Origin of the sequence: Kineobactrum sediminis, from assembly GCF_002868715.1 — a bacterium.
Taxonomy (GTDB): Bacteria; Pseudomonadota; Gammaproteobacteria; order Pseudomonadales; family Halieaceae; genus Kineobactrum; species Kineobactrum sediminis.
Window position 1 is genome coordinate 168,342 of the sequence record NZ_PKLZ01000007.1, and the last position, 19,068, is coordinate 187,409.

Annotated in this window: 14 protein-coding genes; 8 read left to right on the top strand and 6 right to left on the bottom strand. The window is 59.5% G+C overall.

The window, feature by feature from the left end; all coding sequences use genetic code 11:
* Positions 1 to 7 precede the first annotated feature (7 nt).
* Together CWI75_RS08970 and CWI75_RS08975 are read left to right on the top strand one after the other, a co-directional pair.
* A complete protein-coding gene (locus CWI75_RS08970) occupies positions 8 to 2,155 on the top strand; it encodes a 3-hydroxyacyl-CoA dehydrogenase NAD-binding domain-containing protein (RefSeq protein ID WP_101521173.1) in 2,148 nt (715 codons plus the stop codon).
* Positions 2,156 to 2,354: 199 nt separating this feature from the next.
* Complete coding sequence (locus CWI75_RS08975) at positions 2,355 to 3,266, top strand: L,D-transpeptidase family protein (protein ID WP_162300036.1); 912 nt, start codon at positions 2,355 to 2,357, stop codon at positions 3,264 to 3,266.
* Between the two features lie 62 nt (positions 3,267 to 3,328).
* On the opposite strand, the gene CWI75_RS08980 is transcribed toward CWI75_RS08975, so the two are convergent.
* Positions 3,329 to 3,589: an Lpp/OprI family alanine-zipper lipoprotein gene (locus tag CWI75_RS08980; RefSeq protein WP_101521174.1), complete on the bottom strand. Its 261-nt coding sequence runs from the start codon at positions 3,587 to 3,589 to the stop codon at positions 3,329 to 3,331.
* A gap of 211 nt (positions 3,590 to 3,800) precedes the next feature.
* Here CWI75_RS08980 and CWI75_RS08985 point away from each other — a divergent pair, with 211 nt between their 5' ends.
* Positions 3,801 to 4,229: a L,D-transpeptidase family protein gene (locus CWI75_RS08985; protein ID WP_241521144.1), complete on the top strand. Its 429-nt coding sequence runs from the start codon at positions 3,801 to 3,803 to the stop codon at positions 4,227 to 4,229.
* A gap of 23 nt (positions 4,230 to 4,252) precedes the next feature.
* Here the strand turns inward: CWI75_RS08985 and CWI75_RS08990 are convergent, their stop codons facing one another.
* Positions 4,253 to 5,890, bottom strand: a complete 1,638-nt coding sequence (locus CWI75_RS08990) for a L,D-transpeptidase family protein (RefSeq protein ID WP_101521175.1) — start codon at positions 5,888 to 5,890, stop codon at positions 4,253 to 4,255.
* 14 nt (positions 5,891 to 5,904) lie between these two features.
* Here CWI75_RS08990 and CWI75_RS08995 point away from each other — a divergent pair, with 14 nt between their 5' ends.
* Positions 5,905 to 6,603: a murein L,D-transpeptidase catalytic domain family protein gene (locus tag CWI75_RS08995; protein WP_101521176.1), complete on the top strand. Its 699-nt coding sequence runs from the start codon at positions 5,905 to 5,907 to the stop codon at positions 6,601 to 6,603.
* Between the two features lie 14 nt (positions 6,604 to 6,617).
* Here the strand turns inward: CWI75_RS08995 and CWI75_RS09000 are convergent, their stop codons facing one another.
* The gene (locus tag CWI75_RS09000) at positions 6,618 to 7,079 is read right to left on the bottom strand and encodes an RT0821/Lpp0805 family surface protein (protein ID WP_175580208.1); all 462 of its coding nucleotides are present in this window, start codon (positions 7,077 to 7,079) and stop codon (positions 6,618 to 6,620) included.
* 100 nt (positions 7,080 to 7,179) lie between these two features.
* Positions 7,180 to 10,962: a bifunctional proline dehydrogenase/L-glutamate gamma-semialdehyde dehydrogenase PutA gene (gene putA / locus CWI75_RS09005; RefSeq protein WP_101521177.1), complete on the bottom strand. Its 3,783-nt coding sequence runs from the start codon at positions 10,960 to 10,962 to the stop codon at positions 7,180 to 7,182.
* Between the two features lie 189 nt (positions 10,963 to 11,151).
* Between putA and CWI75_RS09010 the strand changes: the two genes are divergently transcribed.
* Positions 11,152 to 11,637, top strand: a complete 486-nt coding sequence (locus CWI75_RS09010; RefSeq protein ID WP_277621762.1) for an Lrp/AsnC ligand binding domain-containing protein — start codon at positions 11,152 to 11,154, stop codon at positions 11,635 to 11,637.
* A gap of 4 nt (positions 11,638 to 11,641) precedes the next feature.
* Here the strand turns inward: CWI75_RS09010 and CWI75_RS09015 are convergent, their stop codons facing one another.
* Complete coding sequence (locus CWI75_RS09015; RefSeq protein ID WP_101521178.1) at positions 11,642 to 12,127, bottom strand: asparaginase domain-containing protein; 486 nt, start codon at positions 12,125 to 12,127, stop codon at positions 11,642 to 11,644.
* Between the two features lie 155 nt (positions 12,128 to 12,282).
* Between CWI75_RS09015 and CWI75_RS09020 the strand changes: the two genes are divergently transcribed.
* Genes CWI75_RS09020 through CWI75_RS09030 form a run of 3 tightly spaced genes read left to right on the top strand, consistent with a single transcriptional unit; the run spans position 12,283 to position 18,346 of the window.
* Positions 12,283 to 12,912 (top strand): class I SAM-dependent methyltransferase, encoded by a 630-nt coding sequence (locus tag CWI75_RS09020; RefSeq protein WP_101521179.1) that lies wholly within the window; start codon positions 12,283 to 12,285, stop codon positions 12,910 to 12,912.
* 8 nt (positions 12,913 to 12,920) lie between these two features.
* Positions 12,921 to 14,663, top strand: a complete 1,743-nt coding sequence (locus CWI75_RS09025; RefSeq protein WP_101521180.1) for an autotransporter assembly complex protein TamA — start codon at positions 12,921 to 12,923, stop codon at positions 14,661 to 14,663.
* Positions 14,660 to 18,346 carry a translocation/assembly module TamB domain-containing protein gene (locus tag CWI75_RS09030; protein ID WP_101521181.1) on the top strand — a complete coding sequence of 1,229 codons (3,687 nt, stop codon included), beginning with the start codon at positions 14,660 to 14,662 and terminating at the stop codon, positions 18,344 to 18,346. Before CWI75_RS09025 ends, CWI75_RS09030 begins: the two co-directional genes overlap by 4 nt.
* A 63-nt stretch (positions 18,347 to 18,409) precedes the next feature.
* On the opposite strand, the gene CWI75_RS09035 is transcribed toward CWI75_RS09030, so the two are convergent.
* Positions 18,410 to 19,051: a YiaD family glycine zipper/OmpA-like lipoprotein gene (locus CWI75_RS09035; protein ID WP_101521182.1), complete on the bottom strand. Its 642-nt coding sequence runs from the start codon at positions 19,049 to 19,051 to the stop codon at positions 18,410 to 18,412.
* Positions 19,052 to 19,068 lie beyond the last annotated feature (17 nt).

A 19,068-nucleotide genomic window follows, 5' to 3' on the forward strand; every position in this document is an offset into this window, starting at 1 on the left:
TAAAAAAATGAATGTATTCGACTATGACAAAGATTCCGACGGCATTGTGACCGTGACCATGGATATGACCGGGCCGGTCAATGCCATGAATGATGAATACAGGGTCGCCATGGACGCGACGCTGGAGAAGCTGGAGCAGGAGCAGGGGCTTACCGGGGTGATACTGGCCTCGGCCAAGAAAGTCTTTTTCGCGGGAGGCGACCTGAACGACCTGCTGGCCGCCGCACCTGGCGCGGAAGCGACCTTTATGGCCGAGGGTGAACGGGTTAAGGCGGGCCTGCGGCGATTGGAAAAATTGCCGGTGCCGGTGGTGGCTGCGATTAATGGCGCGGCCCTGGGTGGTGGCTTTGAGATCTGCCTGTCCTGTAACTATCGCGTTGCGGTCAATGACCCGGCGGTGCAGCTGGGCCTGCCTGAGGTATCCCTGGGCCTGTTGCCGGGCGGCGGTGGCGTGGTGCGCATGGTCAATCTGCTGGGTCTGGAAAAGGCCCTGCCGTATTTGCTGGAAGGTACTCGGGTTGATGCGGCTCACGCGTTGGCAGCGGGGCTTGTACATGAGGTGGTTGAAACCCGGGACCAGCTGTTGCCCGCGGCGAAAGCCTGGATTCTGGCCCAGCAGGGTGTTTCCGAAGCGGCATTGCAGCCCTGGGATCGCAAGGGCTTCCGGCTGCCCGGCGGCAATGCTTCAAGCCCGCATATTGCCCAGTTGATTACGGTTGCACCGGCGTTGCTGCGCAAGAAAACCCGCGGTTTGTTGCCGGCCCCCGAAGTTATCCTCGATTGTGCGGTGGAGGCGGCGCGTCTTGACCTGGATACGGCGCTGCGGATTGAATCCCGTGGCCTGACCTGGCTGGCGATGACGCCCCAGGCCAAGAACATGATTTCCACCTTCTTTTTTGCCATGAACCGGATCAATCGTGGCGGCAGTCGTCCCGCGGACGTGCCTTCCCGGAGCGTTGAAAAAGTCGGGATCCTGGGCGCCGGCATGATGGGCCAGGGCATCGCTTATGTCTCTGCCCTGGCGGGTATCAAGGTGGTATTGAAGGATATGTCGGTTGAGGCCGCTGCGAGGGGCAAGGCGTACAGTGAACAGCTGCTGGCCAAGCGTGTCCAGCGCGGCAAGATGACGGAAGAAAAGAAGCAGCAAATACTGGAGCTGATTCTCCCGACCGACAGTAATGACGACCTCGCCGGCTGTGACCTGATTGTGGAGGCCGTATTTGAAAACCTCGCGCTCAAGCAGAGTATTACCCGAGAGACAGAGCCACAGTTGGCAGCTGACGGTATCTGGGGGTCAAATACGTCAACACTACCGATCAGCGAACTGGCGACTGCCAGCGCGGCGCCGGAAAAGTTCATTGGTATTCATTTTTTCTCACCGGTAGACAAAATGCCACTGGTGGAAATCATCTGCGGTGACAAAACCAGCGAGGAAACCCTGGCCAGGGCCTACGACTACGCGCGGCAGATCCGCAAGACGCCTATTGTCGTCAATGACTCGCTCGGGTTCTTCACTTCCCGCACCTTCGGTACCTATCTCGATGAGGGCGTACGTATGCTGAGGGAAGGTCTGCACCCGGTGCAAATTGAGGCCATGGGCAGAGCGGTCGGCATGCCGGTCGGCCCACTCGCGGTATATGACGAGGTCAGCCTTGAGCTTACCCGCAAGGCCCAGGAGACCTGGCGCGAAATGGGGGTGCTGGACAAGTTCAGTGACTCCACTGTGACGCGCGAGGTCATCAATACTATGGTCGAGCAGCACGGTCGCGGCGGTCGCTACCATGGTGGCGGTTTTTATGAATATGCAGAGGATGGCAGCAAACACATCTGGCCGGGCCTGATGGATCTTTACTACAATGCGGATGTCACAGTCAGTGAAGGCGATATGCGCGACAGGCTGCTGTTCCGGCAGGTGATCGAGGCTTTGCGCTGCCTGGAAACCGGCGTTCTGCGGACCGTGGATGACGGCAATATCGGCTCAATCATGGGCATTGGGGCACCAGTATGGACAGGTGGCCTGATACAGTTCGTCAATACCTATGGTGTGGAACGGTTTGTCAGGCGTTGCGAGGCACTGGCCGCCACTTATGGTGAGCGTTTCGCGCCACCGGCAATTGCCCGGGAAAAGCTGGCCGCCGGCGAACTGTTCGAGTAATTGTGGGACAGGCGCAGTCCGGCTGCGCCTGCATGATATGTCACGGCGTTGGTTGTTGCTGAATGGTTTTCGTATGTTGTATTCGTATGTCCGCACAATGATATCCAGCAGCTTTCCGGTTGGCGGGAAGGTGTTGTGGTGTTATCTGCTATTGGCATTGGCGCCAATAGCAGTTCAGGCGGATGCCCTGGAAAATCCCGTGGCCTTGTATCAAATGCCGGTTGAGGGTGATGACCTGGTAGGCCGTCCGCGAGTGGTTGTCGCGGCTGAGGAGGATACCCTGGTGCGGATCGCGCGCCGCCACCGAACGGGCTACGGGGTGATCCGCGAAGCCAATCCTGCCGTTGACTCCTGGCTGCCGGGGGAGGGGACGAGCGTCGTGTTGCCCACCTGGCATATCCTGCCGCAGGCGAATCGCGAAGGGATCGTGATTAACACCGCGGAATTGCGTTTGTACCATTTTGAACCGGCGTCCGCCGATAGGGTGGCCACGGTCGGCGTCTATGCGATCAGTATTGGTCGCGATGGCCGTGAAACGCCGCTCGCCACTGCCGAGGTCACGCGTAAGGCCAGAGATCCCACCTGGTACCCGCCGGAATCAATTCGCCGTGAACGGTCCCAACAAGGCCAGGTGCTACCGCAGGTCGTGCCTCCAGGGCCCGACAATCCGCTGGGCACAAGAGCACTCTACCTGAATTTGCCCAGCTATCTTATTCACGGCACCAATCGCCCAATGGGTATCGGGATGCAGGTGACGGCCGGCTGCGTCCGCATGTACCCGGAAGACATCGACTATATTTTCGCTCGGGTACCGGTTGGCACTAAAGTACAAATCGTACACCAGCCGGTTAAGGCAGGTTTTTCCGGTGGCGTATTGTATGTGGAAGTACACGATCCCCTGGAGGGTGTTACGGACACTCGCGAAGAGCGCATGCAGGCACTGCGCGAGGCAATAGCGCAGACGGTTGGAGATCGGTCCGGTTTCAGGGTCGACTGGGACCTGGCTGAGCTGGCCGTTATCGAATCCTCTGGCATACCCGTTCCGGTAGGACCGGATCATCCGGGTTCCGGTACATTCGCAGGCGGCGCGGCTATTGGTACTTTGCCGTGACAGCTGGCAAAATAACCCGGAGTCGGGCGCTTCGCCCGATTCCGGGAAGCGAGGCCCGGGTGCTACTTCTGCATGGATTCCTGGAACGCGCGATCGATTTTGGTGTTGGCCTGCTCGGCACTGCGCATGGCAGCATCAGCAGTGCGCTTGGCTTCATTTGCTTTGCGCTCGGCGCTGGAAGCAGTCTGCATTGCCTCGTTGGCGGTGCGTTGTGCCGCTTCGGCAATGTTGCGAACTTCGTCGATCTTGTCTGTGCTCGCGCAACCGCTTGCCAACGCTGTAAATGCAACTACGGAAAGAGCCGTTTTTACTGTGGATTTCATTGTAAAACTCCTTGTGCAAGTAATCCTGTCAAATCGAAGATGCCACAATTGGCGGTAAAAAAGCTAAAGCCGGACTGCCCTGAACCGAGGATCAAGCGTGCCGTTTATTAAGCTAACACCCGGGAATACAGTAAAGCCAGCTGTCAGGGCGTGGTATGGGGGCTTTTGGGTCATTATTCTCGCTTTACTTGCGTCCCATCAAGCGGTGGCAGTGCATCAGGCAGACCAGGTGCTGGTGGTGAAATCCGAACGTATGTTGTACCTGCAACGCAACGGTGAGCCCCTGCGTAGCTACCCCGTCGCTCTGGGACCTGTTCCCCGGGGCCACAAGATGCAGCAGGGTGATGAGCGTACTCCCGAGGGGCACTATGTACTCGATTTCAAGAATGCCAGCAGCCGCTTTTATAAGTCAATACGCATTTCCTATCCCAGCCCCCGGGATCGGCTCCGTGCCAGTGAGCTTGGCGTGGACCCGGGTGGCGACATCATGATTCACGGCCAGCCGGACCTCTCCCGACAATCACTGGCGGGTGTTCAGCTGTTTAACTGGACCAACGGCTGCATTGCGGTCACCAATGAACAGATGGATGAAATCTGGGAGCTGGTCCCGCTCGGTACACCGATTGAAATTCGTCCCTGAGCAACAGCAACGACTGCTTCAGCCTAACCGGACACCGAGCAGACAAACGGTTCGAAGACGGGGTCAGGCTGCTCCAAAGCCCGGGCCAGGGTGCCGTCGCGGTGGTAGTAATCGCTGCGCAGCAGTAGCTGGTCGCTTGCATCAGTGGTCGCTGTCCAGTAGTCCATCAGCAGGGGTACCGGTTTGACCAGTGATACCCTGCGTGTCTCGCCGCCGTCGATGATTGCGGATAGTGCTTCGTGGTCGCACTCGCCGGCGCTTTCCAGTAGCGCCTTCACCAGGCTCAGTACATCCTCCACCCGCACACAACCGGAACTGTGCGCTCGTCGACTACGCTGGAACAGGTATTTTTGCGGAGTGTCGTGTAAATAAACCGCAAAGGGATTGGGAAAACGGATCGCGACTACGCCCAGTGGATTGTCGGCACCCGGTGCCTGACGCAATATAATCGGCCCGGGTTGCTGCCAGTCCAGCTGCTGGGGGTCCAGTGGCTGTCCCTGTTGATCAAGTACGCTCAGCTGCTGCTCCTCAAGGTACTCCAGGTCGTGGCGAATTGCCGGCAGCTTGTCGTGGCGTAAAATGGTCGGGGGTACTGTCCAGGAGGGGTTGAAGGTGAAGTGGGTTATTGCCGAGCGCAATGAGGGTGTTTTGCGTCTGTCAGTTCCCACTATGGTGCGCGCCTCCCACCACAATCTGCCATCCTGGTAATAGCGAATCTGTGCACCGGCGATATCGACAATTACCATTTCCGGGTCGAGCTCCCGAGCGAGCCAGCGCCAGCGTTCCAGGTTGGCCCGTAACTGTCGCAGACGATCTTTCCGGGTGATGTTCAGGGCCCCGACCGTCAGTGGACCGACCAGGCCATCTCCGGCCAGGGAGTGTCGGTACTGGAAGTCCGTGACCGCTGTTTCCAGTGACTGGTCATAATGGCCAGGAGTATCGGTAGCGGGCAGTAAATAGCCGGAGGCCCGTAACCGCTGGCGCAGTGCAACAACACGAGGGTCGTGTGAGCCGGGGCTGAGTGTCGGCCCTGTGGGCACTTCAGGCCAGGGCGCCGCGATAGCCTGTTCTGCGGCAAGTTGTGTGTGGGCCGCGCGCAAGGCCTTGTAGGTAGCCAGATCAACCCGGGCCCGGCCGAAAGCAGCGGCCGGGTTGTCGGCATGGGCCAGGGCCATTTCCAGCAGGTCATTGCGTTGTGAGCTGAAATCGGTATCCCGATAGCGCCACAATGGCTCGATACTGTCGCGATCCAGTGCGCCGAAATACAGGTGAAACAGTGCCTGCAGCCAGACTCGTGTGATGGCGATTTCTCGCCGCAGGGGGCCCCCGACCTCCGCGGCAATGTCCGGTACTGCATAGTGCCCGGGGTTCAAGCCATCGGCGGTCAGCTCGTTGAGAGCCTGCTTAAGTCCCCGCACGTCACCCAGCTGGTTCCAGAGCGGGCGGTAGTCACGGCTACGATAAAAACGTGCAAGGTCATTGTCAGAGACTTGATTATGCGCTTGCGGCTGTTGAGGCCTTTCCGGCAGCAGACACTGGCGAATGGAGGCCGCTGGCGTTGTCTCGGCGATACCGGGCAATGACAGCAGTAACAATAACAGGACCGCGAACAGTCGCAGCTGGTGCCGCCGGGGCATCTGGGTTAATATTGCAATCTTCATAAGGAGACCATTGCATGTTGAATCGCATGGGCAGGTCGCTGCTCATAGCCACGTTTGTTTGCGCACTCGCCACAACCCCTGTTACCGCCAGTACCGCTCCCAGAAGCCTCTTTGAGGAACTCGCCACTGCCGCGCCGGCCCTGGATCGCAATGTGCTGCGCAAGGCCATTGGCGCAATGTCCTGCGCGCTGGACCAGGGTATTGAGGCAGCGAAACGGCTGGCGGTAATTGACTTTTCCCTGCCGTCAAGTGTTTCCCGCTTGTGGATCTTTGACCTGGAGGAGCGCGCGCTGGTCCTGCAGGAGCTGGTCGCTCACGGCCAGGGCTCGGGCGACAATTTCGCTACCGAATTCTCAAACGTATCCGGTAGTCACCAGTCCAGTATAGGCCTGTTTCGAACACAGGAAAGTTACATGGGTCGACACGGTTATGCGCTGCGAATGGATGGCCTGGAGCGGGGGGTCAATGATCTCGCCCGGGCACGCGCCATCGTGATTCATGGCGCGGATTATGTGGCTCACGACTGGATTGAACACCAGGGGCGTATCGGTCGCAGCCACGGCTGCCCTGCCGTTCGTCAGGAAATTGCAGGGGCTGTAGTGGATGAACTCAAGGACGGACAGTTCCTCTTCTCCTACTATCCCGACCCGAACTGGCTGGCCGACTCGAAGTATCTGAACTGTCGCGCAACCGGGGCGCCCAGCCGCGGGTAGTGGCTTGCTGGCGACTACTCCTGGATTTTCCAGTTACCGTCTTCCTGCCGACAGGCAACACCATAGACCTGTTCCTCCCTGCCACCGATCTCCGCCTCGAGTACATATTCCCGGCAGGGTGAGCCATTGCGGTCAAAGGTACGTGTGGGTTCCACTTCGTAGTATGCGCCGGTATCGGGATTCTTCCATTCACCCGTTTGGCCGGTGGGGGTCGTTTCCAGGGTATACGCCGTGCGTTGCCGGTCTGTTTCATCCATTTGAATACCGATACGGCTGCCTACCTGGGCACCGAGCAGCGTCCCTATCACGGTAGCGACCGTGCGCCCAGTACCGCCACCTACCTGGGAGCCCACCGCGCCGCCCAAAACGCCGCCCAGTATGGTGCCCGCCTGTTCATTCTCGCCCTGGTAGGGTGTGCAGCCTACCACCGCGATTATCGTTGTTGCAGCGAGTGCGCTCCGCCATCTTGTCATCATCGCCTTATCCTGTCCGGTTTGTCAGTCCGGAAAGTATAGATCACCGACCGCTAAAATGTTGTCGCGCTAACGGCACGGAACCGCCTGCTCCGTGACAGTTTCATAAGCCGGCCTGGTGGACGTTGGTCATGGTCATCAACGACGCGTTGCCGCCGGCTGCGGTGGTGTCGATGCTCACCGATTTCTCCAGTAGCGTCTGCTGTAACAGGGCGCGCGGCGAAACACAGCTGATCAACGGCAGCAAGGCGCCTTCGCGCTCAACCAGCAGCCGCGCCACAGCCTGCAGGTAGGGGCTGCGGGCGTGTACCATGGCGCCGCCCAAAGCCGGGGCCTGCAGTAGGGTAGTGGCTATTGACAACGGCTGCAGGCTGAACAGGCCGGCGGGAAGCCCCGCCTCCAGCATCATCTCCGATAGCGCCTGCCATTCGGGCAGAAGTGTCTCGCTGGCAACGCCTGTCACGCTGTTGCCCGCCACCAGTGCAGAGATAACGGCCATCAGGTATTCGCCATTACAGCCGGGGTCATCCATCAATAGCAGCAGGCAGCCGCGCGCTTCGTAGCGCAGTGTATTGTCTTCCCCGGTCGGCCCCGGCAGTGTCACGGGCACTGCCAGCAATTCCATTGCGAACCGCAGCTGCTGTCGCGCCGCAGCCAGGGTGTGCTCGAGTATCATTGGGTTTCCCCCCACCACGGATCGTGTGTAGCGTGCAATAAACTGGCGCAGGACGGAAACCCGTGTATTCAGGTTTTGTTTTTTCCAGGCATTTTGGCTGCAAACCGCTGGTGCCAGGATGCTCGCCTGTTCGGGCGGATGCCCAGCTGGATCGGGTAGCAACCTCTGGTGTATTACTCTCTCTGCCTCCTCGCCGGTGGTCACCAGTCGCGGCAGGTAGTTGGGCCCGCCGGCTTTGGGTCCGGTGCCGGATAGCCCGCGACCGCCGAAGGGCTGGACACCGACAATCGCGCCGATCATGTTGCGATTAACGTAGATATTGCCCGCCTGAATGCGATCGGCGGCACGGTTGCAGGTATCCTCAATACGACTGTGGATACCAAAGGTCAAGCCGTAGCCAGTCTGGTTTATCTGTTTGAGCACATCGTCAAAGTCTTCGGCACGGTAGCGTATGACGTGCACAATTGGGCCAAAGACTTCACGCTCCAGCAAAGCGAGATTGCTGATCTCATAGAGCCGGGGCGCGAAAAAGGTGTGGTTGCCTGGCTCTGGCGCCGTAGCCTGGTGCAGCAAGCGCCCGCTGGCATCAAGATAGCGCACGTGGTCTTCAAGCCCTTGCAGCGCCCTGCTGTCGATCACCGGTCCGATATCCGTGGCCAATAGCGAGGGATCTCCCAGTTTCAGTTCTCGCATGGCGCCGATGATCATTGTAATGACCTTGTCGGCGATGTCTTCCTGCAAAAACAGTACCCGCAGCGCTGAACAGCGCTGGCCGGCACTCTGGAAACCCGATGTCACAACATCCCGTACTACCTGTTCCGGCAGGGCGGTGGAATCGACGATCATACAGTTCTGGCCACCGGTTTCTGCGATCAGCGGTATCGGTGCATCGGCACGTTCTGCCAGGCGTCGGGCAATCCAGTGGCCTGTTGCGGTAGAGCCGGTAAACATCACAGCGCGGATTCTCGGGTCCGGCACCAGTTGTTCTCCCACCGCTTTGCCCTCGGCCACAAGCACAGAGACAACCCCGGCTGGAAAGCCACATTCCTGCATCAATTCAAAGGTACGCAAGGCGATCAGGCTGGTCTGCTCGGCGGGCTTTGCAACCACCGTATTACCCGCTGCGAGTGCGGCGGCCACCTGGCCCAGAAAGATGGCAAGCGGAAAATTCCACGGACTGATGCAAAGAATTACCCCGCGTGGCCGTAACCCCTCTGCGGTAAATCCTGCCTGTTCTGCCTGGGTTGCGTAATAACGCAGAAAATCGATGGCTTCGCGCACCTCGGCGACGCCATCGGGCAGGGTTTTACCTGCCTCCTTGCAGCACAGCGCCATCAGTTCATAACAGTGTTCCTCCAGCGAGTCGGCAAGGCTGCGCAGCAGGGCGCCTCGCCGCTGTACGCTGGTGGCAGCCCATCCATCGGCGGCGGCCTCGGCAGTTGTGATAGCGGCAGCAATAGCCTCGGAGTCGGCCAGATGGATGTGGCCTATAAGCTCGCTGCGATCGGCAGGGTTATAGATTGCGGCGGCGGTGCCGCGCCCGGCCGGGGAGAGCGGTAATTGTTGCTGCCAGGAGGTCATGACCTTGCCTATGGCGCGGAGTGTAGCCGCGTCGGTGAGGTCGACGCCGCGGGCATTGTCGCGTGCGGTGCCATACAGGCGCAGCGGTTGTGGTATCCCCGGATTACGGGCACTTCGCCATTGTCGCGCTGCTTCAACCGGGTCTTCCAGAAGGTCTTCAACCGGCACGTCCTCATCGACAATATTATTGACAAATGAGCTGTTGGCACCGTTTTCCAGTAGCCGCCTGACAAGGTAGGCCAGCAGGTCGGCGTGTACCCCTACCGGCGCATAAACCCGGCAGGGTACCTGTTCGTCTTCAACCACCTGCTTGTAAAGTGCTTCGCCCATACCGTGCAGGCGCTGGAATTCATAGCCCGTGCGTGTGGTATCCAGTTCCAGAATGGTCGCCACGGTATACGCGTTGTGAGTGGCAAACTGGGGATAGAGAACATCCCGGTAAGCCAGCAGGCGGGCAGCACAAGCCTGGTAGGAGACATCGGTGGCCTGCTTGCGGGAAAATACCGGGTAGTCCTTTTGCCCCTCAACCTGGGCCAGCTTGATTTCAGTATCCCAGTAAGCGCCCTTGACGAGCCTTACCATCATTCTGCGCCCCACCCGCTGTGCCAGCTCATGAAGCCACTCGATCACAAACAGGCTGCGCTTCTGGTAAGCCTGCACGGCAATGCCAAAACCGGACCAGTCAGCCAGGGCCGGATCCGCAAACACCACCTCGATCACATCGAGTGACAATTCCAAACGATCGGCTTCCTCTGCATCCACGGTAAAGCCTATGTCGTGCTGTCTGGCGGCAATGGCCAGGGCCAGCAAGCGCGGTACCAGTTCCTCCATTACCCGTGCTCGCTGGGCGAACTCATAGCGCGGGTGAATGGCGGACAGTTTGATCGATATCCCCGGGCTGGCGTCCGGGCCCTTGCCCTTGGCGGCGCGGCCTATGGCCTCAATGGCGTTGAGATAACTGTCGTAGTAACGCTGTGCATCGTCGGCGGTGCGGGCGGCTTCACCGAGCATGTCGTAAGAATACCGGTAGCCGCTCTGTTCCGCGGGTCGGGCCCGCTCCAGTGCCTTGTCGATGGTGGTGCCCATCACAAACTGGGTGCCCATGATCTGCATGGCATAGCGAACCGAGGCCCTGATAACAGGCTCTCCCAGCCGCCCCATGGTTTTTTTCAGCAACCCAAACTGTTGCGGGTTGTCTTCATCATTGTAGTTCACGACCTTGCCTGTGAGCAGCAGGCCCCAGGCAGAAGCGTTGACAAACAGTGAGTCACTCTGGCCCAGGTGCGCGCTCCAGTTGCCGTCCGCAAGCTTGTCGCGGATCAACCGGTCAATGGTTATCCGGTCGGGAACCCGCAGTAGCGCCTCCGCCAGGCACATCAAAACAATGCCCTCTTCAGTGGACAGTGCGTACTCCTGAAGTAGCGCATCGACGCCGCCTTTGCCCCGCTGTTCGCGGCGGATATTGACCACCAGCTTGCGTGCGCGCTCCCAGGCCCGGCTACGAGCGGCGTTGCCAATGTCAGCAATTGGCAGCAGGTCGCGCACCATGGTGTCTTCATCTTTGCGGTAACAGTTGCGCATTTGCTGGCGGATGGGGTCGTCAGTCGCCAGTGATCCTTCGTAAAGCATGTGAGTTATCCCGGTTGGATCGCGTTATGAACAGTGGAAATCGAAGTCTGGAATCGATATTGCAAATCGGCATTACAAATCGAGAGTGTAATGACTCAGTGACAGAATGAGCTGGCTTTTTTGTGGTCTGGAGGAGAATATATGCTGGTATAAATCAAAAACACCGCACAATATTCCGGAGAAGGTTTAGTGAAGAAGAAAACAGGTGGGTCCACGGTGCTGGACAAGGCAGATATGCGTATCCTGTCATTGTTGCAGCGCGAGGGCCGCATATCCAATGTCACCCTGGCGCGGCGCGTGAATCTCAGCCCCAGTCCCTGCCTGGAACGCGTTCGCAGGCTTGAAGCTGCCGGCCTGATCCAGGGTTATGGCGCCAGGCTGGATGCCGCGGCACTTGGGTTCGGTACCACCGCTTTTATCCAGGTCACCCTGGATCGCACTACCGCGGAGGTGTTTGATCGGTTTCGGGACGAGGTGGTACTGATCCCGGCGGTAGCGGAGTGCCATATGGTGGCGGGGGGGTTCGACTACCTGTTGAAACTGCGCCTGGCGGACATGGATGCCTACCGCAGCGTACTGGCGACCATCGTCGATTTGCCCGGGGTCGCCCAGACCCATACTTACGTGGTCATCGAACCCATCAAAGCTGATCTTGGGTTGCCACTGGGGAGCTGATTTATCAGCTGATGGTCTCGAAGCGATTGGCCGCCACATTCTTGACCACATTGTCGGCATCGAAGACCTGGCCATTCATGGCAATATATACCCCTGGCGGCTTGCTCTGCACGGCGCCAATGGCACAGCCGATGTTGAAAATGGCATCTGACTGGGCAAATGCGGCGGGTTGTAATGCCCCTGTCAGTACAATGCACTTGCCGGGGATGTTGGCGAGCGCCGCTGCGGTTGCTACCATGCCGTCGGTGCCGTGGGTGATGAGTACGCATTCCTCTGCGCACTGTTGTGCCGCCTTGCGAATCCGGGCTCGATCCTCCCCGGTCATATCCAGGCTGTCCTTGCGCATGGCTGACTCCACGGTGAAGGTAAATCCGGCTCCCATGCGCTCCAGTAACTCGCCAATAACCGGAGCACCTACCTGGTAGTCGCTCTTTGCATCGAAATAGATCTTGTCGATGGTGCCCCCGGTGGTGATGATGTGAAGCTTCATTGTTCGGCAACCGCAGAATGAAAAATGGTCGCTGAGTATAGCGCCAGGGCAGGGCGCTGGATACTCGCGATCCCTGTCCAGGACGAGAACATGCGCCATATGCGGGGCATTGGTGTGCAGCTATAATCATACGCACAATTCAGGAGAGCAGGTGTATGGGTTTTTACGAACGACGCGTTTTACCGTATCTGATCAACTGTGCCTGCGGTAGCGCACCGATCATGAAGCAGCGCCAGAAGCTGGTGCCTCGCGCAACCGGAACGGTGTTGGAGATTGGTATTGGTACCGGTCTTAATCTGCCGTTCTATGATGCCTCCAGGGTCGAGCGCCTGATCGGGCTGGACCCCTCTGAAAAATCCTGGGACCTGGCGGCCAAGCGTGCTTCGCACCTCGACTTTGATGTGGAGTTTATCGGCCTGCCGGGGGAGCAGATTCCATTGGCGGATGCGAGTGTCGACACCGTAGTGGTCACGTTCAGCCTGTGTACCATACCGGACCCGGTAGCCGCACTCGCCGGTATCGGGCGGGTATTGCGGCCGGGAGGTGAACTGTTGTTCTGCGAACACGGCAAAGCGCCGGACGAGGGAGTGTGTCGCTGGCAGGATCGGCTCAATCCGCTCTGGAAAACCCTGGCGGGAGGCTGTCACCTGAACCGGGATATCCCGGCGCTACTGAGTGACGCCGGATTTGCAACGCAGGCAATGGAATCCATGTATCTGCCCGGAACGCCGCGCTTCGCCGGTTTTAATGTTTGGGGCAGCGCCCGTTTTGCCGGTCGGCACTGAGTCCTGCAATGAGGTACCCCTGGATAACCCTGTTGCTGGCAGGTATTGCTTGCGGCGCAAATGCCGCGCCGACACTCACCTACAAAGTGGATGTTCCCGGCAAGCCGCTCGCAGATAACGTCAGGGCCTGGCTGGGCAACCCACCGGAAACGGTTCCCGCCCGGGCCAACTTCATGGTGTCAGCGCGGAGACGGGTGGAACAAAGCCTGCAGGCACTCGGGTATTACCGACCGGATATCGACCTTGCCCTGGACCGTGATCGCGATCCCTGGCGCTTGCGCATCATTATCGATCCTGGTGAACCTGTGACTGTGGACAGTCTGACAGTGACACTTACCGGGGCGGCCTCCGAAGATGAGGCATTTGCTGAGCTGCTGGCGAACAAGCCCCTCAACGAGGGCGACGTCCTGCATCACGGTCGTTATGAACGGCTCAAGAACGGGTTGTTGGCATTGGGCCAGCGACGTGGTTATTTTGATGCGGAATTGCTTGAAAAAAAGGTTACCGTGGAAGCGGGAGCCGGTCTGGCCCAGGTGCGCCTTCACTATGCCAGCGGTGATCGCTATCAGTTTGGTGAGTTGCGGCTTAACGAGGAAGTGGTATCACGGGACCTGCTGGCCAAGTTGCAACCTTTCGCCGAGGGCGACCCCTATACACTGGGCGGCCTGCAGACCCTGCAGTCGGACCTGCAGCGCACCGGTTACTTTTCAGGTATTACCTTACAACCGCAGTTATCGGAGCGCGCAGACCAGCGGGTACCGCTGGACCTGGAGCTGTTCCCCGCCAAGCGGCATTCATTTGATCTTGGTATAGGCTACAGTACGGACACCGAACAACGACTCTCCGTAACCTGGCGAACACCCAAGATCAACCGCCTGGGCCACAGCCAGGAGACCCGGTTGGAGTACTCGGCGATCAATCCCAGCGGCCGTACGACATACAACATACCCCTCACCCATCCCCTGGACGATATTCTGCAATTACAGGCTCGCGTTGAGCTGAACGAGTTCGGCGATCTCGAGAGTCGCCAGCGCGAGGCCAGTGTGCGCCGTGAACAGCGCAAGGGAAACTGGATAGTCAGTTACCATTTCCGCGCCTTGAACGAAACCTGGGATGCCAATCCGATCAGCGAAACGGAAGACTATTTACTGCCGGGTTTCACCGTTGCCCATAAATGGCGAAAGGGGTCGCTGGTAAACCCCCGTCGCGGCTTCAGCCAGTTTTACACCGTGGAGGGAACCTCGACCCAGGCCGGCTCGAACATCGACATGGTCAGGATCTATGGCAACTGGATTAACGTGGTATCCGTCGGTGAACGACACCGCCTGGTGAACCGGCTGGAAGCCGGCGCCGCGTTCATAGGTGATGGCCAGCGTCCGGCACTGGCGCCTTCCCTGAGCTTTTTTGCGGGCGGCTCACAGAGCCTGCGGGGTTTTGATTACCAGTCCATTGGCAACAGGGTATCCCTGCTGCGCACGGATGGTGAACCGACGGAGCTGGTGGTGGGTGGTAATCGCCTGCTTGTGGGCAGTCTTGAATACCAGTACCGGTTTCTGCCTGCCTGGCGGGCGGCCTTGTTTGTCGACGCCGGTGACGCCTTCGATGAAGGTGAATTCGAGGCAAATTATGGTGCCGGTTTTGGCGTGCATTACCTGACCCAGGTAGGTCCCATCAAACTGGAACTGGCCAATGGCCTGAGTAAGGATAATCCAGCCTGGCGAATTCATATTAATATTGGAGCGGAATTTTGAAACGCGCCGCGCAGTCTCTGGGAATATTGCTGGTACTACTGATAGTGGTACTGTTGGCGGCTCCTTTTACCGCGCCGGGAACGCGGCTTCTGCTGGCCCTGTTGCCGGCGGCATCACCGCTGCAGGTAGAATACCGCAGCGGCAGCCTTGGCGGAGAACTGCGGCTTGATCAGCTGGTGCTCAATACCGGCACCCTTCAGCTGACCCTCAGTGATTGGCGCAGCCAGTTGCGTCCCGCCTGTCTGTGGCGCAGCCGGTTTTGTCTGGACACCCTGGAGATCGGCGCCGTTGCTGTTGTAGTTGCAGGCGGGGAAACGGCAGGCCAGCCTGGACAAGAGTCGCGTGCGCCTGAACCCATCCGCCTGCCGCTGGAGGTGCGTGCGCCCCTGGTGAAGATCGGACGCGTTGACGCCAGCTGGCCGGGCGGAAGCTGGCAACAGCAGGACGCGAGACTCAATCTGTCGGTAAACCCGGACGGTGTGTATCTCGACGAAGTACAGATTGCCAGCGCGACTCTGGCACTGGAGCAGGGAGAGCCCGACAGCGGCGACACCGGCCCTCCAGCATTGCCCGATCTGTACCTGCCACTGGCTCTGGGTATCGATGAGCTGCTGCTGGAGCAGCTCATCCTGCAGGTCGGCGGCGGGGAATACCTGATTGAAGAATTTGCCCTGCAGGCGCACTGGCAGGGCGAGGAGCTTCAGCTGGCTGCGCTGGACCTGGCTAGCCCGGCCTGGGGCTCCTTCGCCGCCAGTGGAGAGGCGACCCTGGCCGGTAACTGGCCACTGGCACTGGAGCTCACCCTGCGTCCGGACAGCTCCGTAGTCCCCGATCCCCTGCAAACCCGTCCGTTGATGCTACAGCTGGCCGGCGCGCCCGGGGATCTTGATGTCAGCCTGCGCGCGCCCGGAAGTCCGCACCTTGAACTTGATGGCCACATTGACCTGCTGGATTCACTACTCCCGTTCAATGTCAGCGCCCGTTTGCTCGGTGATGCGCCTGTGGCACTGGCCGGGTTTGTGAACGAGTGGCCGCCGGTCCTGGCTGGCCTTGCTCTGCAGCTGCCCCTTGAACTGCAGGCGGAGGGCAACCTGGAAAGCCAGACCCTGGCGCTGGATTTGGCCTTGTCCGGAGCCGGTTACGAAACACTTGCGGTCGCAACACGTATTACCCATAGCGATAACAGGGTGCTGATTGAAAAGCTTGAGCTCGGTGACGAGGAAACCGACAGTGCAGTGGCACTGGCGGGCACCCTGCATTACGGCGAGGGGCTGGCCTGGCAGGTTGAAATAGACTCCCCGGGGGTCACTTTGCCCGAATTGAGCGACTACGTGTTTGGCCGGATTGCGGGTGAGCTGACGATAGAGGGTGCCATCAGCACCGGCAGCTGGCAACTGGCCCTGCGTGATATTGACCTGGCCGGTGAGGTCAATAACCTGCCCGCGATCATCGATGGTGAGGTGAGCCTCAATGGCCGGGATTATATTGCCGCGGGAACCCTGGAACTGGACTTGAACGGCGCGCAACTCCAGTTACAGCAAGGCGAGAGCGCCGATGCGGCAGCGGCGCTGAATCTACAGATTGCGGATCTGAGTCGCTGGGAGCCGGGTAGTCGAGGCAGCCTTGAGCTGCAGGGAGAGCTGCAGGCAGAGATGTCCTCGCTGCAACTGGCCGGGAACCTGAACGATGTGCGGTGGCGGGATGTGAATATCAATAGCGGCGAGCTCAGGGCGGATCTCGTATTCACCGAAGGCGGCGACCTGGATGCGCAGCTATTGCTGGACGAGGTTCTCGTCGGCGAACTCTATCTGGATACCGTTAACGTGTCGCTGGAGGGGCCCCGAACGGAGCCGGTACTGGAACTGGCTACGTCTGGCCGGATTGAAGGCCTGGTGCGTGTGGCTGCGGAGCAGGCGGGTGAAGATTGGTCCGGCCGGGTAACGACCGATGGCATTGTTACCCCTCTGGGCTCCCTGGCACCGGACCAGGCAATCAGCTTCAGCTACAGCGAAGGGTCAACACTGCTCGCGGCGCACTGCTGGCAATTACGCGCCAGTCGATTATGCGTGGATGACTGGCGGATCGGTCCCAGTGGCGGCGGCAGGGCCATCCTGGACGGAGACCTCAACCTGTTTGCGGCTCTGTTGCCGGAGCAGCTGGAGGCTTCCGGGCCACTCACGGCTGAGGTCAACGCCGAGTGGACACCCACGACTCCCCTGCAAGTTCGCGCGGAGCTAACCAGCCGCAATGGCGAGCTGACCCAGTTTTATGCCGATCGCGAGTCGGCCACATTTAACTGGGAGTCGCTTGACGTTATTGTGAGCCAGGGACCACAGGGACTGGATATCAATGCCGGTATCGTTCGTGATGACAAGCCGATTCTGGATTTTTCGGTGATTTTACCGCCCGAGCGGGACCAGCCTCTTGAGGGGGTGTTCAGGGTGAACCGGTTCCGGCTCACCGCATTGCGCCCGTTCCTCCCCGAATTGTCCTTACTGCAGGGTGAACTGGCGGGCGAGGTAAGTCTTCAGGGGACGCCGGCAAACCCCGGGGCAAGCGGACAGTTGGTGTGGAGCGAAGGTGTGGTGAGGCTTGTCAGCAACCCGACTGAGCTGGACGATATCACGCTAAGGCTGGATTTTAACGATGCGGATATCGATATCGAGGGTGAAGCCATCCTCGGAGGCGGGCCGGTTGACATCAATGGCAGTGCTGGCTGGCGTCCGCAACCGGGTTTTGATGTGGCAATCAAGGGCAGCGGTAATCGCCTGTTCTACCCACCGGCGACGGAACTCGAGGCAAGTCCGGATCTGCGCCTCGTATTCGCCGATGGCGCATTGGCACTGAGCGGCGAAGTGGTGATTGAATCCGGTGTCCTGGCCTACGAACAGCTGCCCCCGGGTAGCGTTACCCTGTCGACCGATGTGGTCGAGGTCGATTATGCCGGCAACCCCCTGACCGAAGCGGCTGCCCTGGATCTTGAGGCGAGAGTGCGGGTGCGGATCAGGGATCGGTTCCGGGTCAAGGGCAAAGACCTCAATGTGACGGTCGGCGGCGATCTTTCCGTGCGCAAGGCGAGTAATCGCCCACTGGAAATGTTCGGCAACCTGAATGTGGTGGGTGGCGAGTTAAATGCGTATGGCCAGCGTCTCTTGGTACGGCAGGGGCGGCTTACCTTCACCGGCCTGCCGGAGAACCCGGAACTGAATCTGCGCGCCGAGCGCGACATTCCAGCTGATGATGTTAAGGCCGGGGTCCATGTAACCGGCACACTGGAGACCCCCGATCTGTCGATTTACTCGGATCCGGTGATGTCTCGTACCGAAGCTTTGTCTTATCTGCTGAGGGGCAGGGGGCTGGATAGTGGTGCCGGCGCCGACGGTAGCGCGCTGGCCGCGTCGCTGGGGGTAAGCCTGGTGAACCAGACCGGCGTACTGCAGGAACTGGGCAGGATACCGGGATTGAGTAATATCGAAGTGGGCACCGAGGGTTCGGAGGATGCCACCACAGCCACGATCAGTGGTTACATAGGTGAGCGCATCTACCTCGCCTATGGCGTTGGCCTGTACGAACCGGTCAACGTGCTCACGGCGCGCCTCTATCTGGACACGCGCCTGTGGCTGGAGGTGGTCAGCCGTCTGGAAAGCTCGGTTGACCTGTATTACAGCTTCGACATCGACTAGGAGGCCGTCGGACTCCAGTTGGGCTTGTCCTCACGACCAAAGCACAAGCCCGACCGGCGCCGGTTAAACCGCTTTAGGTAGTATATACAGCTCCACGCGCCGATTTTGCGCACGGCCCTGCTCGCTGTCGTTATCGGCGATCGGCTGGTCATAGGCCATGCCCTGCACCTGCATCCGTGAGCGGTCTATATTACGACTGCTCAGATAATCGGCTACACTGGCGGCGCGGCGCTGGGACAAGGTTTCGTTGAGTTGACGACTACCGGTATTGTCGGTGTGACCCGATATCCGCAGATCAGTATCGCCATATTTGGCCAGCACCTCGCCGACCGAATCAAGCGTTGGGTAAAAGTTGCTGCGCACGTTATAGGAATTGCTTTCGAAGGTAATATTGCCGGGCATGATCAGGCGGATATTGTCGCCTTCGCGGGCCACACGGACGCCGGTGCCCTCCAGTTGCTGGCGCAGTTTGGCTTCCTGCACATCCATATAGGCCCCGACCCCGGCACCGACAATGCCGCAGCCCAGGGCTGCGTTACGGGCGTGCTTTCCCGAATCAATTGCCCCTGCGAGTCCGCAGACCGCGGCGGCACCCAGGCCATAGGTGGCGGCTTTACCGGCCTGCTTTTCGCCGGTATAGGGGTTGACTGTGCAGGCGCTTAGGAAGGCGGCAGCGGCGACTGCAGCGACAATTTTCAATGGCATGGTGAATCTCCTGGTCG